11 protein-coding genes and 1 riboswitch are annotated in these 14,259 nt (G+C 69.7%); of the genes, 6 read left to right on the top strand and 5 right to left on the bottom strand.

The window, feature by feature from the left end:
* The first annotated feature begins 41 nt into the window (after positions 1–41).
* The 4 genes from H4F98_RS04585 to H4F98_RS04600 all read left to right on the top strand — a co-directional run bounded on the left by H4F98_RS04585 (position 42) and on the right by H4F98_RS04600 (position 6,075).
* On the top strand, positions 42–2,702 hold the full coding sequence (locus H4F98_RS04585; protein WP_182685445.1) for a M1 family metallopeptidase: 2,661 nt from the start codon (positions 42–44) through the stop codon (positions 2,700–2,702).
* A gap of 150 nt (positions 2,703–2,852) precedes the next feature.
* Positions 2,853–4,547, top strand: coding sequence for an ABC1 kinase family protein (locus H4F98_RS04590; protein ID WP_182685446.1), 1,695 nt, complete (start codon positions 2,853–2,855; stop codon positions 4,545–4,547).
* Between the two features lie 51 nt (positions 4,548–4,598).
* Positions 4,599–5,717, top strand: coding sequence for an SDR family oxidoreductase (locus H4F98_RS04595; RefSeq protein ID WP_182685447.1), 1,119 nt, complete (start codon positions 4,599–4,601; stop codon positions 5,715–5,717).
* Between the two features lie 25 nt (positions 5,718–5,742).
* On the top strand, positions 5,743–6,075 hold the full coding sequence (locus tag H4F98_RS04600) for a hypothetical protein (RefSeq protein WP_343064728.1): 333 nt from the start codon (positions 5,743–5,745) through the stop codon (positions 6,073–6,075).
* 67 nt (positions 6,076–6,142) lie between these two features.
* Here the strand turns inward: H4F98_RS04600 and H4F98_RS04605 are convergent, their stop codons facing one another.
* Together H4F98_RS04605 and chaB are read right to left on the bottom strand one after the other, a co-directional pair.
* Entirely contained in the window at positions 6,143–6,559 is a 417-nt protein-coding gene (locus tag H4F98_RS04605; RefSeq protein ID WP_182685448.1) for a CBS domain-containing protein, read from the bottom strand.
* A 184-nt stretch (positions 6,560–6,743) separates the two neighbouring features.
* Positions 6,744–6,971: a putative cation transport regulator ChaB gene (gene chaB / locus H4F98_RS04610; RefSeq protein WP_182685449.1), complete on the bottom strand. Its 228-nt coding sequence runs from the start codon at positions 6,969–6,971 to the stop codon at positions 6,744–6,746.
* A 358-nt stretch (positions 6,972–7,329) separates the two neighbouring features.
* Between chaB and H4F98_RS04615 the strand changes: the two genes are divergently transcribed.
* Positions 7,330–7,587 (top strand): hypothetical protein, encoded by a 258-nt coding sequence (locus H4F98_RS04615; protein WP_182685450.1) that lies wholly within the window; start codon positions 7,330–7,332, stop codon positions 7,585–7,587.
* Between the two features lie 142 nt (positions 7,588–7,729).
* Positions 7,730–8,995, top strand: a complete 1,266-nt coding sequence (locus H4F98_RS04620; protein WP_182685476.1) for a phospholipase D-like domain-containing protein — start codon at positions 7,730–7,732, stop codon at positions 8,993–8,995.
* A gap of 75 nt (positions 8,996–9,070) precedes the next feature.
* Here the strand turns inward: H4F98_RS04620 and gcvP are convergent, their stop codons facing one another.
* The 3 genes from gcvP to H4F98_RS04635 form a co-directional block, all read right to left on the bottom strand.
* On the bottom strand, positions 9,071–11,956 hold the full coding sequence (gene gcvP / locus H4F98_RS04625; RefSeq protein ID WP_182685451.1) for an aminomethyl-transferring glycine dehydrogenase: 2,886 nt from the start codon (positions 11,954–11,956) through the stop codon (positions 9,071–9,073).
* A gap of 51 nt (positions 11,957–12,007) precedes the next feature.
* A riboswitch (glycine riboswitch) is annotated at positions 12,008–12,165 on the bottom strand.
* Between the two features lie 165 nt (positions 12,166–12,330).
* Positions 12,331–13,590, bottom strand: coding sequence for a multidrug effflux MFS transporter (locus tag H4F98_RS04630; RefSeq protein WP_182685452.1), 1,260 nt, complete (start codon positions 13,588–13,590; stop codon positions 12,331–12,333).
* Entirely contained in the window at positions 13,590–14,048 is a 459-nt protein-coding gene (locus tag H4F98_RS04635) for a VOC family protein (RefSeq protein WP_182685453.1), read from the bottom strand. The genes H4F98_RS04630 and H4F98_RS04635 overlap by 1 nt, the downstream gene beginning before the upstream one ends.
* Between the last annotated feature and the right edge of the window lie 211 nt (positions 14,049–14,259).

The raw sequence follows: 14,259 nt of genomic DNA on the forward strand, positions 1-14,259 counted from the left end.
TGTTGGCCCACTGCCCTCCACCAAGCCCCGAGGTCGCCCTGATGCGCCGTACGCTCGCCTGCGCCATTTCGCTGGTCCTCGCCACCGCAGCAACCCTGCCGGCGATCGCCGCGCCGACGGAGGCACGCACGCCCGCGCCGCCCGTTGCCGACGCCACCACCCAGCTGCCACGCGAGGTCCGTCCGCTGCATTACGACATCGAGATCGTGCCGCACGCGGATTCGCTGTCGTTCGACGGCCAGGTGTCGATCAGGCTCGAAGTGCTCGAGTCCACCGACCGGATCACCTTCAACGCCCTCGGCCTGCGTTTCGCCAGCGCATCGCTCGCTGCGCCCGATGGCCGCGCCGCGCCGGGGGACGTCCTTGTCGACGCGGCGGCGCAGACCGCCACGGTTCGTTTCGCCGAGGCCCTGTCGCCGGGCCAATACACCCTCGCGCTGTCCTATGAGGGCAAGATCGGCACCCAGGCCAATGGCCTGTTCGCGATCGACTATGAAACCCCCGACGGGGCGCGGCGCGCGTTGTTCACCCAGTTCGAGAACTCCGATGCACGCCGCTTCGTGCCGTCCTGGGACGAGCCCAACCACAAGGCCACCTTCGGTCTCACCGCGGTGGTGCCGGCCGACCAGATGGCGGTCAGCAACATGCCGGTGGTGGAAGACCAGGCACTGGGCGACGGCACCCGGCGCGTGCGTTTCGACACGTCGCCGAAGATGTCGACCTACCTGCTGTTCTTCTCCCTGGGCCAGTTCGATCGCGCCACCGTGGAAGCCGACGGCGTCGAGATCGGCGTGGTGACCCAGGCCGGCAAGGCCGCGCAGGCGCGTTTCGCGCTGGAGTCGTCCGCCGACGTGCTGCGCGAATACAACCAATACTTCGGCGTGCCGTATCCGCTGCCCAAGCTCGACAACGTGGCCTCGCCCGGACGCAGCCGTTTCTTCAGCGCGATGGAGAACTGGGGCGCGATCTTCACCTTCGAGTACGCCTTGCTGGAAGACCCGGTGATCGCCACCCAGGACACCCGTCAGGGCATCTTCACGACGGCTGCGCACGAGATCGCGCACCAGTGGTTCGGCGACCTGGTGACGATGAGCTGGTGGGACGACCTTTGGCTCAACGAGGGCTTCGCGTCCTGGATGGAAGGGCGCACCACCGAGAAGCTGCATCCGGAGTGGAACACCGCGTTGTCGGCGGTGGAGGTACGCGAACATGCGATGACGCGCGACGCCGTTGCGACCACGCATCCGGTCGTGCAGCACGTCGAGACGGTGGAGCAGGCCAGCCAGGCGTTCGATGCCATCACCTATTCCAAGGGCGAAGCCGTCATCCGCATGCTCGAAGCCTACGTCGGCAGCGACGCATGGCGCGAAGGCGTGCGGGCCTACATCCGCACCCACGCCCATGGCAACACGGTGTCCGACGACCTCTGGCGCGCCATCGAGGCTTCTGCCGGCAAGCCGGTCACGCGCATCGCGCATGACTTCACGCTCCAGCCCGGCGTGCCGCTCCTTCGGGTCGAATCGATCCAGTGTCGCGACGGCGGCAGCACGGTGGAGCTGCGACAGGCCGAGTTCACGCGCGACCGCCCGGACAAGACGCCCTTGGCGTGGCAGGTGCCGGTGATCGCCCGGATCGTCGGCCACCCGGACGTCCGCGGCCTGGTGGTCGACGGCGAGGCGACGCTGCGCTTGCCCGGATGCGGGCCGCTGGTGCTGAACGCCGGGCAGAGCGGCTACTACCGCTCCCTGCTTGGCGCGGACGGGTTCGCGGCGCTGGCCGGCGCCTTCGGCACGTTGGAGCCCATCGACCAGTTGGGCGTCATGAACGACACCTGGGCGCTGGGCATGGCCGGCCTGCAGCCTGCATCGAACTACCTCGACCTGGTCGCCGCGCTTCCCGCCGATGCGGATCCGACCCTGTGGCGCGACGTCACCGGCAACCTGGATGCGCTCGACGACTACTACCGGGGCGACGAGGCCGGGCAAGCACGCTTCCGCGCGTTCGCCCGGTCCACCCTCGCGCCGGTCTTCGCGCGCGTCGGCTGGGAGGCCGCCGAACGCGAGGCCGCACCGCTCACCCTGCTGCGTACCGCGTTGATCGGTGCGCTGGGGCGCATGGACGACCCGGCGATCCTGGCCGAGGTACGGCGCCGGTACCAGGCCAGCCGCAGCGATCCGGGCGCACTGCCGGCCGAACTGCGCCTGACCGTCCTGGGCCTGGTCGCGCGCAACGCCGACGCCGCCACCTGGGACGCGCTGCATGCGCAGGCGCGCACCGAAACCAGCGCCCTGGTGCGCGACCAGGACTACCTGCTGCTCGCGCGCGTGCGCGACGACGCCCTTGCGCGGCGCGCCATCGCGATGGCCATGACCGACGAGCCCGGAGCGACGAACAGCGCCACGATGCTCTCGATCGCGGCGGCCGAGCATCCCGATCTCGTCTTCGACCACGCGGCTACCCATCTCGATACCGTGGACGCATTCGTGGATTCGTCTTCGCGCGCACGCTTCTACCCGAGTCTGGGCGCGGCCTCGCGCGACCCGGCGATGATCGGCAAGCTCGAAGCGTTCGCGCGTGCGCACATCGCGGAGGGCTCGCGGCGTGCCACCGAGACGGCCATCGTAGGCATCCGCCAGCGACAAGACGTGATCGACAAGCGGCTGCCCGACATCAGCGACTGGCTGCAGCGACACGCGCCCTGAGGGCGCGCGACCCCTGGCAGGTGAACGGCGGCTGCACGAGGCACCGTGCAGGCGTCTCCTGCCCGTGTCCCATGCCGGGGGTTTCACCGCTTTGTGACGAAGACGCCGCCACGATGAGGCGTCTTCCCATATCGCGGTGGCACGGTGGCAATGCAGGATCCGAACTCAGACGGGACGTCGGCCGACAACCGCGCCGACGGCCTGGCGCACAAGGCGCGGGTGGTGCGATTCCTGTTGCGCCATCGCAATTCCGGCCTTTTCTCGGGCCTTGCCGTCGATGCAGGCGATATCGATGGCGACATCGAGGAGGGGGCGCCGGAGCAGTTCGCGAAGGAGCTTGAGGCCCTCGGGCCGACCTTCATCAAGCTTGGCCAGATGCTGTCGACGCGACCGGACATCGTGCCGCCGGCCTATGCCAACGCACTCGAGCGCATGCAGGACGACGTGGCGCCCGTGCCCTTTGCACAGGTGCAGCGCACCGTCGAGGAAGAACTGGGCGTGCGCATCGGCAAGGCATTCGGGAGCTTCGAGGAAACCCCGTTGGGCTGCGCCTCGCTGGCGCAGGTGCATCGCGCGACCTTGCGCGACGGCACGCCGGTCGCGGTCAAGGTGCAGAAGCCCGACATCGCCCGCCAGCTGCGTTCGGACCTGGACATGCTCGACGGCCTGGCGAGCGCCGCCGACCGCCTGACGGATGTCGGTGGCAGCGTGCGCTTCGCCGACTGGCTGGGCGAGTTCCGAAAGGCATTGATGGCCGAGCTGGACTACGTCGCCGAGGCCGAGAACCTGGAACGCTTCGGCGATCACCTGGCGCCGTACCCGGAACTCGAGGTGCCGCGCCCGGTGTGGGACTACACGCGACGCCGCGTGCTGACGATGCAACTCGTCGACGGCACCCACGTCGGCCGCATCTCCGGCGTCCGGCGTACCGAGGAGTCGATGGAGCCCCTGGCGCGCGCGCTGGTCCGCGCCTACCTGGACCAGGTGTTCGTGCATGGCGAGATCCACGCCGATCCGCATCCGGGCAACCTGCGCGTGACCGCCGACGGTCGCCTGGCGATCTTCGACCTGGGCATGGTCGCCAACGTCCCGCCGCGCCAGCGCGACCGTTTGATGAAGCTGCTGTTCGCGGCCGTCGATGGCCGTGGCGAGCAGGTCGCCGACGAGTTGATCGGCCTGAGCACGCGGCTGGCGGATTTCGACCCGTCGCGCTTCATGCGCGAGGTGGCGCAACTGATCAGCCGCTACGCCGCCCATGCCGGGTCGATGTCGGAAGGGCGCGTGGTCCTTGAGATGGTGCGCATCTCCGCGTCCACCGGCCTGCGCACGCCGCCCGAGCTGAGCCTGCTGGGCAAGACGCTGTTCAACCTCGACGCGGTGTGCCGGCAGCTTTCGCCCGAGCTCGACACCCAGGCCCTGGTCGAGGACCACCTGCAGCACGTCATGAAGGCGCGGCTGCGCAAGTCGCTGTCCTCGCCCAACCTCGCGGCCGAGATGATGGAGATCCAGGCCCTGCTCCGCGATGGCCCGCGCCGGCTGACCGACATCCTGTCGCTGCTGGCGGAGAACCGCATGCAGGTGCGCATGACCGGCCTGGAAGAGTCGCACCTGATGGAGAACCTGCAGAAGATCGCCAACCGGATCTGCGCCGGCGCGATCACCGCGGCCCTGATACTCGCGTCGTCGATGATGATGGACGTGCGCGTGGGGCCGATGCTGTGGGGCTATCCGGCCATCGCGCTGTTGCTGTTCCTGCTGGCGGCGGGCATGGGCATCGCGATCGTCGCCAGCGCATTCTTCGGCGACCGTCGCGCGCCGCGCCGGGAGGAGCGACCGCCTGGCTAGACGGTGCCGTTGAGCAGCCGAACATCCGAACGACGCGTCCAAGGAGGCACCATGGCAAGCAGAAAGAGCGCCACGAAAACCCGCGCCCCGGACCCGGGAGCAAAGGTGAAACCGAAGGCGAAGACCGCCACGAAGGCGGCGCGCAAGAAGAAGGCCCCGGGCACGGCCGCGGTGAAAGCAGCCGCCGATCCCGCATCGCGTACCGCCCAAGCGGTCGCACGCCGGCAGCGCGGGCTGCAGGAGAAAGCGCGCAAGGCCAACCGGTCCGCGCATGCCGCCCGGCCGAGTGAAGATGCCGCGGTCCAGGCAGGGGCGAGACGCCAGCCCGAACCGCCGATGCCCGCCCAGCACCTGGACAAGCCCGGCCTGGAGCAGGCCCTGGCCCTGGCCCCCCGTTTCCGCGCGCCCGACTACCGCGGCAGCGGCAAGCTCGAGGGCCTGAAGGCCATCGTCACCGGCGGCGACTCCGGCATCGGTCGCGCGGTCGCGGTGCTGTTCGCGCGGGAGGGCGCGGACGTCGCGGTCTTCTACCTCGACGAGCACGCCGACGCACGCGACACCGCGGAGGCGGTCCGGGCCGAGGGTCGCGCGTGCCACCTGCATTCCGGCGACGTCAAGGACAGCCGCTTCTGCAAGCGCGCCGTCGACAAGGCCGCCCGGCAACTCGGCGGCCTGGATATCCTGGTCAACAACGCCGCGTTCCAGCAGCACGTGGAACGGCTGGAGGACCTGGGCGACGCGCAGCTGGAGGAAACGCTGGGCACCAACATCGCCGGCTACTTCCACATGGCACGGGCCGCGCTGCCGCACCTGGGGCAGGGGGCGAGCATCATCAACACCGGCTCGGAGACTGCCCTGTTCGGGAGCAAGGCGCTGCTGGACTACGCCGCGACCAAGGGTGCCATCCATGCCTTCACCCTCAGCCTGGCCAGCCAGCTGTTGCCGCGGGGCATCCGCGTCAACGCGGTGGCGCCGGGCCCGGTGTGGACGCCGCTCAACCCGGCCGACCGCGAGGCCGCGGACGTGGCGAACTTCGGCGAGGACAGCGACATGGGACGTCCGGCGCAGCCGGAAGAGATCTCGCCAGCCTACGTCTTCCTGGCCTCGCCGGTCATGTCCTCGTACATCAGCGGCGTCGTCCTGCCGGTGATGGGCGGGCCACGGGGTTGAGCGGTCCAGCGCGGGGAGGTGGGCCGTGGATGGCGTCGAGCTGATCGGCTGGACCGCGTCGGGCATCCTGCTTGCCACGCTGGGGCGCGAGGTTCGCGTGCAGTGGAGGGAACGCAGGACGGACGGCGTGTCCTCGTGGCTCTTCCTGGGGCAGATGGCCGCCAGTCTTGGGTTCACGATCTACAGCGCATTGATCGGGAACGCGGTCTTCGTGCTGACGAATGCCGCGCTCCTGCTGACCGCGATCGCCGGCCAGTGCATCTACCGCCGCAACCTGAGGCTCGAGCAACGCCGGCACGCCGCCGCCGGCGGTGCGTCGCGCCCGGCTGGCGCCGATACCGCCCGCAAGGGCCGGTGAGGCGACCCCCGGCCGGGACAGCGCGGTACGCCCCTTCCCGGGCACGGCGATCAATCGCCGGCAGCGCTCAGTGGTGCGGGACGGCGACGCCCTTCATCAACTGGTCGGCGGAGCGGGTTTCGCCGCTGTGCGCGAAATCCGCCAGCGAGACGATCCCGACCAGGTCCTTGTCGCGGCTGACCACCGGCAGGCGCCTGACCTGCAGTTCGGCCATGTTGCGCGCCACGTCGTCGACGTCCTGGTCCTGGTAGCAGTAGCGCACCTGCGTGTTCATCACCTGGCTGACCGTCGCGTCCGCGCCCAGGCCGCGGGCGACGCCGCGGATGGTGATGTCGCGGTCGGTGAGCATGCCGACCAGCTTGCCCTTGTCGCCGACAGGCAGGCAGCCGACGTCCTTGGACAGCATGGTGTCGGCGGCGCGCTGGAGGCTTTCGTCCGGCGCGGCAAGGGCGACTTCGGTGGTCATGATTTCTGCGATCTTCACGGGGGACTCCTTGTGGGGGCGGGATAAGGGGAGCGTGGATGGTGCGGCCGCACGGGGCGATCGGAGGGGCGATCAACGAGGCGATCACAATCGACCGCGGTGCTCCGTCGCCTGCCCCACTTTCGCGCGCGGCCGATGAGAGCAGGGTGACAGCGGCGGGCGTCGGCACCCGTGCGTTCAGGCCTCATTTCGCATGCCAGTCGCCATCGTCTCCCTTCTCGTATTTCTCCTTGACCGCTGCCCAGGCGACGCGGTGCGAGACCTCCTCGCGGCTGGCGTCGCCACGACGCTCGTCGGGATCCTTGTACTGGTCCCAGGCGCTGTTGTAGGCCTCCTTGTAGATTTCCTGGGCATGCTTGGGCGTATGGTCCCGGACGCTGTCGGGCAGGTCGCTGATGCTCGAGTACGGCATGGTGTGCTCCTGTTGGGGTGGGGCGGACAAGGGCCGGCGTCGGTGTGTGTCGACGCATGCCCCGACCATCCCACCGCGCGCATTAAGCACGCGGCAACACGAGGCGAAGCTCGCGTTTCCCATGCGGGCGCGTTCAGCGCACGCCCATGAGGCTGAACCCGATGGCGGGCGATTCGGGCGGCGGGGCCTGCAAGGCCTTCACGGCGCGAAGCCGTCGCAAGCCCGACACTGTGCCGATGACCGATATCGCACACGTCCCCGCCAGCCTGCGTGCCGATCGGCCGACCCGCGAATGCGGGCCAACGGCGACTGCAGGGGCCGGCCGCATGCGTCCAGGCGCCGGCATGGACGGGCGCTGATGGACCTGCCCGAAGTCGCCCGCGATTTCCCCGGCCTCGTGCGCCGTTGCGATGCCGTGGCGCAGCGCCTGCCGCAGTTGCGCGTGGAGTTCGCCGAGGCGTCCACCTTCCAGGCGGCCTTCGCCGCGGTGGCGTCGGCCCTGCTCGCGAACGCGGCCCGGATCGAAGATGCTCCGGAGGATCCGGTCGCCTACGTGCGCGGTCGCCTGGACGCGATGCTCGAGGACTGTCCACCACCGCCGGACGCACCCGTTTGATCCACCGACGCCGTCCGTCGCAGGCACCCGCGCCGGGCGCGGTGGCCTCGCGTGCATGGACGCCTCGAGGTGGCGCGGCCACCGTGATCCTCAACTTCTGGCGACAGGGGCGCCCGAGACCATGACCCGATGGAAGAAACGACTGGCCTGGACCGTATTGGCCACCATTGCCGCGACCGTCGTCGCGGTGGTGGTGTGGATGAACTTCGCCACGCCCGAGAAGGCGCTCGAGCGCCGCGTGGCGCACCACTACGCAGTCTCGGATCCCGAGTTCAAGCGCGAGATGTCGGTGCTGCTGGGGCCGTCGATCCTGCCGGGCAACCGGGTGACGGCGCTCAACAACGGGGAGGAGATATTCCCGGCGATGCTGGGAGCCATCGCGTCGGCGCAGCGCACGATCACCTTCGAGACCTACATCTACTGGTCAGGCGAGGTCGGCAACCGCTTTGCCGACGCCTTGTCCGAGCGCGCGAAGGCGGGCGTCAAGGTGCGCATGATGATCGACTGGGTCGGCAGCGCGAAGATGGACGGCAGCCTGCTCGAGCGGATGGAGGCGGCCGGCGTGCAGGTCGTGCGTTACCGGCCACTGAAGTGGTACAACCTGGGCCGCATGAACAACCGTACCCACCGCAAGCTGCTGGTGGTGGACGGCAAGGTGGGCTTCACCGGTGGCGTCGGCATCGCCGATCCCTGGGAGGGCCATGCGCAGGACGCCGAGCACTGGCGCGACATGCACTTCCGGATCGAGGGGCCGGCCGTCGCGCAGATGCAGGCGGCGTTCAACGACAACTGGATCAAGAGCACCGGCGTGGTCCTCAATGGCGAGGAGTTCTTCCCGGCGCTGTCGCCGGTGGGCGAACAGCCCGCGCACGTGTTCGTCGCGTCGCCCGCGGGCGGTAGCGAGAGCATGCACCTGATGTACCTCATGTCGATCGCCGCTGCGGAGAAGAGCATCGACCTGGCGGCGTCGTATTTCGTCCCGGATCCCCTCGCGATCCAGGCGCTGGTCGCGGCGCGCAAGCGCGGCGTTCGGGTGCGCGTGATCGTGCCCGGCAAGCACATCGATTCGGACATCGTCCGCCTCGCGTCGAAGGCGCACTGGGGCGAGTTGCTGCTGGCCGGCGTCGAGATCCACGAATACGAGCCGACCATGTTCCACAACAAGATGCTGATCGTGGACCGGAGCCTGGTCTCGGTGGGTTCGACGAACTTCGACCTGCGTTCGTTCCGCCTCAACGACGAAGCCAGCCTCAACGTCTACGATCCCGCCTTCGCGTATCGCATGACCGAGATCTTCGAACACGACCTGCAGTCGACCCATGAGTACAACTTCGAGAGCTGGGCCACGCGCCCCTGGCGGGAGAAGCTGATGGAAACGGTGGTGCTGCCGATCAAGTCGCAGCTGTAGGCGCCGCCGCGCATGCGCCGCAAACGCAGGAGGCCCCGCGAACGGGGCCCCCAGGCATGCTGAAAGGACGGAAAATCAGGCCTCGATGGCGTCTTCTTCGTCCTTGAACTCGCTGATCGGGATGCACGAGCACATCACGTTCTTGTCGCCGAACACGTTGTCGACGCGCGCGACCGGGGGCCAGTACTTCTGCTGCCGGAGCACCGCGAGCGGGAACGCGGCCAGCTCGCGCGGGTAGGCGTGGGTCCACTCGCTGCCGGCGACCATGGTCGCGGTGTGCGGTGCGTTGCGCAGCGGGTTGTCCTCGCGTTCCAGGCGGCCGTCCTCGATCGCGCGGATTTCCTCGCGGATCTCGATCATCGCGTCGACGAAGCGATCCAGCTCGTGCTGGGATTCGCTCTCGGTCGGCTCCACCATCAGGGTGCCGGCGACCGGGAAGCTCAGGGTCGGGGCATGGAAGCCGAAGTCGATCAGGCGCTTGGCGACGTCCTCGGCGGAGATGCCGGTGGCGTCCTTGAGCGGGCGCAGGTCGAGGATGCACTCATGCGCGACCAGCCCGTTGCGACCGGTGTAGAGGGTCTCGTAGTGCGGCGCCAGGCGCTTGGCCACGTAGTTGGCGTTGAGCAGGGCGACCTGGGTGGCCTTGCGCAGGCCCTGGCGGCCCATCAGCGTGACGTACATCCAGCTGATCGGCAGGATGCTGGCGCTGCCCCAGGTCGCGGCGCTGACCATGCCCACGTCGTTGCCGTCGGCCGCGGCCGGCTCGCCGAAGCCGCGCGGCAGGAAGGGTGCCAGGTGCGCCTTCACCGCGCAGGGGCCGACGCCGGGGCCGCCGCCGCCGTGCGGGATGCAGAAGGTCTTGTGCAGGTTGAGGTGCGACACGTCCGAGCCCCACTTGCCCGGCTTGGCCAGGCCGACCAGCGCGTTCATGTTGGCGCCGTCGGTGTACACCTGGCCGCCGTGCGCGTGGACGATGTCGCAGATCGCGACCACGTCCTCCTCGAACACGCCGTGCGTGGAGGGGTAGGTGATCATGAGCGCGGCCAGTCGGTCGCTGTACTTCTCCGCCTTGGCGCGGATGTCGTCCAGGTCGACGTTGCCGTTGGCATCGCACTTGGTCACCACGACCTGCATGCCGCACATCTGCGCGGACGCCGGGTTGGTGCCGTGCGCGGATTCGGGGATCAGGCAGATGTCGCGCTGGTCGTCGCCGCGCGAGCGGTGGTAGGCGCGGATCGCGAGCAGGCCGGCGAACTCGCCCTGCGCACCGGAGTTGGGCTGCAGGCTGACGCGGTCGTAGCCGGTGCATTCGGCGAGCATGGCTTCCAGGCTGTCGACCAGCGCCTGGTAGCCCTGCATCTGCGAGGCGGGCGCGAGCGGATGGATGTTGCCGAACTCGGGCCAGGTCACCGGGATCATCTCGGCGGTGGCGTTGAGCTTCATGGTGCAGCTGCCCAGCGGGATCATGGTGCGATCCATCGCCAGGTCCTTGTCGGCGAGCGCACGCATGTAGCGCAGCAGCTCGTGCTCGCTGTGGTGGGTATTGAACACCGGGTGGGTCAGGAAGGCGCTGCCGCGGCGCAGCGCGGCCGGGATCGCATCGGTGGCGCGCGCGTCGAGCGCGTCTACGTCGATCGGCGCGCCGAACAGGCCGGCGAGGGCGACGATGTCCTCGCGGGTGGTCGTCTCGTCCAGGCTGATGCCGACGCTGGTGGCATCGATCTGGCGCAGGTTGATCGAGGCCGCCGCGGCCTTCTCGTGCACCGAGCGGGCGTCGATGCCGCTGACATGCAGGGTATCGAAGAAGTCGCCGGTCACCGCGATGCTGGCGTTGCGCAGGGCGTCGGCCAGGATGCAGGTCAGGCGGTGCACGCGGCGCGCGATGCGGGTCAGGCCCTCGGGGCCGTGGTACACCGCGTACATGCTCGCCATCACCGCGAGCAGCACCTGCGCGGTGCAGATGTTGGAGGTCGCCTTCTCGCGGCGGATGTGCTGCTCGCGGGTCTGCAGCGTCAGGCGGTAGGCCTTCTTGCCCTCGGCGTCGATCGACACGCCGATCAGGCGGCCGGGCATGGAGCGCTTGTAGGCATCGCGACAGGCCATGAAGGCCGCGTGCGGACCGCCGTTGCCGAAGGGCACGCCGAAACGCTGGGAGTTGCCGACGACGATGTCGGCGCCCCATTCGCCGGGCGAGGCGACCAGGGTCAGGGCGAGCAGGTCGGTCGCCACGCACACCAGGCCGTTGCGCTGGTGCACGGCATCGGCGAGCGCACGGTAGTCGTGCACCTGGCCGAAGGTGTCCGGGTACTGGAGCAGCACGCCGAAGCAGTCGGCGTTGGCGGCGTCGGCTTCGTCGCCGACGCGAAGCTCGATGCCCAGCGGTTCGGCGCGGGTGCGCAGCACTTCCAGCGTCTGCGGGTGGACGCGGCTGGAGACGAAGAAGACCTCGGACTTCGAGCGCGCCGAGCGCTTGGCCAGGGTCATGGCCTCGGCTGCGGCGGTGGCTTCGTCGAGCAGGGACGCGTTGGCGATCTCCATGCCGGTGAGGTCCGCGCACATGGTCTGGAAGTTGATCAGCGCCTCCATCCGGCCCTGCGAGATCTCCGCCTGGTAGGGCGTGTAGGCCGTGTACCAGGCCGGGTTCTCGAGGATGTTGCGCAGGATCACGTTGGGCGTGTGGGTGCCGTAGTAGCCCTGGCCGATGAAGCTGCGGAAGACCTGGTTGCGGTCGGCGATCGCGCGGATGCGCGCGAGCGCCTCGACTTCGCTGATCGCCTCGGGCAGGGCCAGCGGCGCCGGCGACTTGATCGAGCCCGGGACGATGGCGTCGGTCATCGCGTCGAGCGAGTCGTGGCCGACCACCTCGAGCATGTGGGCGATCTCGGCGTCGTTGGGGCCGATGTGGCGCTCGAGGAACGCGTCGTGGTGTTCCAGCTCGCGCAGGGAAGGGATCTTCGTCATGTCGGGGCGTCCGGGTGATCGGTCTGGGCCATGTGCGTCGCCGCACGCGATAGGCGCCCCTCTGTCCTTTTGCCTGAGAGTTTGGAAGCGTGCCTCGACAGGCGGCTGGGGGAGGGGACGCCTCCTGGAAGCCTCGCTTCTTGCCCCTTCGGCGCCGTGCGGTCCAGGCTGTGCCTTGGCGGACCGTCGGTCTCTCCAGAGTTTTGGAACCACGCGAGGTGCTGGGCCTGAGCGATTACGGGCGTTTGCGCCTTCGGCAGCGGCCGGGAACGGGCCGCTTCTCCCACGCGTGGACACGGCGATTATACCGGGTCCGGTGGCCGTGCAGGGGAACCCGCCTGGCGCCGCGAACGCCGTTCAGCCCGGGATGGGGCTCACAGGCGGTCGGTGGGTTCCAGCGCCGCCGGTTCGCTCGGACACGCCGCCGCCGGGCCGCCCAAGCGGGTCTCCCAGCGCCAGAACGCCCAGCCCAGGCAGGCGAACAGCGCCGAGCCCAGGGCCAGCCAGAGCGCGTGCCCGCTGAGCAGGGGCGACACCAGGCCGGCGACCAGCGAGTGCAGGACCAGGCCGGTGAAGGCCTGCAGCGACGAGGCCGCGCCGCGCTGGCGGGGATACATGTCGAGGATCGCCAGGGTCAGGATGGGGAACACCAGGGCGATGCCGAAGGCATTGAGCACCATCGGCAGGACCGCCCAGGGCACGCTGGGAGCGTCGACGAACAGGTTGTAGGCGACGTTGGCGAGCACCGCCACCGCGCAACAGGCGAAACCGATGCGCGACAGCCGGGTGCCACTGATGCGACCCGCGGCGCGGCCGGACATGAACGCGCCGAAGACCATGCCGCCGATCATCGGGATGAAGAACCAGCCGAACTGGTCTTCGCGCAGGTGCAGGATCTCCATGACGAAGACCGGCGCCGAGGCGATGTAGAGGAACAGCGCGGCGAAGTTGAACGCGCCCGCGGCGGCCAGGCGCTGGAACCGCGGGTTGGCGAAGATCGCCAGGTAGTCGCGCAGCAGGCGGCGCGGCGGGACCTTCAGCCGCGCCGAGGGCGGGTGGGTCTCGGGGAGGATCGCCCAGGTGCCGACCAGCAGGGCGAGGGAGAAGGCGACGAGGAACCAGAAGATCGCCGGCCAGTGGCTCCAGCCCAGGATCCATCCGCCGATGACCGGCGCGACCGCCGGGGCGATGCCGAAGATCATCGAGACCTGGCTCATCAGCCGTTGCGCGTCGTCGCCATGCAGCACGTCGCGGATCACCGCGCGGCCGACGATCATGCCCACGCCCGCCGAGAGTCCCTGCAGCACGCGGAACACCAGCAGGGTGCGCAGGTCGGGAGCCAGCGCGCAGCCGACCGACGCCAGGGTGAACACCACCAGGCCGCCCAGGATGACCCGTCGCCGGCCCAGGGCGTCCGATAGCGGGCCATGCACGACGCTCATCAGCGCGTAGGCCACGAGGTAGGCGCTCAGGGTCTGCTGGATCGCGACCTTGTCGACGCCGAACTGGGTGCGCATCTCGGTGAAGGCGGGGAAGATCGTGTCGATCGCGAAGGGACCGAACATCGCCAGCCCGCCCAGCAGCAGCGCCAGGGTGCGGAGATGAATCGTGGGGGCGGGTTCGCGCGGGGCCATCAGGCCTGGCCCGCCGCGGCGGCGATCGCCGGCACGTCGGCCGGTCCCTTGAGTTCGACCATGTTGCCCTCCGGGTCGAACAGGTACTGCGAGGGGCCTTCGCCCTCGGCGCCGTTGCGGATCCCGTATTCGCCCACGCGCACGCCGTGCGCGGTCAGGTGGGCGAGGATGGCGTCGCGGTCGAAGGGCGACACCCGCAGGCACAGGTGGTCCATGTTGCGGCCGCCCGCGCCGGGTGCGGCGCCGCCCAGCCGGCCGATCCGGCCCTCGACGTCGACCAGGTCGATCAGGGTCCGGCCCGCGCGCAGTTGCAACAGGCCGATCGCGGCCTGCCGCTTCTCGACCGCGCAGCCAAGCACCTCGCGGTAGAAAGCCTCCATCGCGCCCGGGTCGGCGACCCGCAGCACGACGTGGTCGATCTGCTCGATGTGGAAGGGGGGCGGGGAAGCGGACGCCATGGCACCGGGCTCGCGTGGGGGGAGGTCCATGGTAACGACCCCGCGCGAAGGGCGGGCATGCCCGCCCCGGCGGTTGGGCTCAGTCGCGGCCCTTGGCCTTGGCGAAGGCCGCGGCCAGCGCGTTGTTGGGCGGTGGCGCCGCGCGACCGGCATTGCCGCTGCCGCGCGCGGCGTCGCGCCCGCGGCCGCCGGCCGGCCGACCCGCCTCGCG

The sequence above is a fragment of the Marilutibacter spongiae genome, from assembly GCF_014145325.1.
Lineage (GTDB): Bacteria > Pseudomonadota > Gammaproteobacteria > Xanthomonadales > Xanthomonadaceae > Marilutibacter > Marilutibacter spongiae.

What these genes read in the sequence shown, in the direction of transcription:
- H4F98_RS04585 (WP_182685445.1), top strand. Translation starts at nt 42, where the DNA reads ATGCGCCGTACGCTCGCCTGCGCCATTTCGCTGGTCCTCGCCACCGCA.
- H4F98_RS04590 (WP_182685446.1), top strand. Translation starts at nt 2,853, where the DNA reads ATGCAGGATCCGAACTCAGACGGGACGTCGGCCGACAACCGCGCCGAC.
- H4F98_RS04595 (WP_182685447.1), top strand. Translation starts at nt 4,599, where the DNA reads ATGGCAAGCAGAAAGAGCGCCACGAAAACCCGCGCCCCGGACCCGGGA.
- chaB (WP_182685449.1), bottom strand. Translation starts at nt 6,971, where the DNA reads ATGCCGTACTCGAGCATCAGCGACCTGCCCGACAGCGTCCGGGACCAT.
- H4F98_RS04615 (WP_182685450.1), top strand. Translation starts at nt 7,330, where the DNA reads ATGGACCTGCCCGAAGTCGCCCGCGATTTCCCCGGCCTCGTGCGCCGT.
- gcvP (WP_182685451.1), bottom strand. Translation starts at nt 11,956, where the DNA reads ATGACGAAGATCCCTTCCCTGCGCGAGCTGGAACACCACGACGCGTTC.
- H4F98_RS04630 (WP_182685452.1), bottom strand. Translation starts at nt 13,590, where the DNA reads ATGGCCCCGCGCGAACCCGCCCCCACGATTCATCTCCGCACCCTGGCG.
- H4F98_RS04635 (WP_182685453.1), bottom strand. Translation starts at nt 14,048, where the DNA reads ATGGCGTCCGCTTCCCCGCCCCCCTTCCACATCGAGCAGATCGACCAC.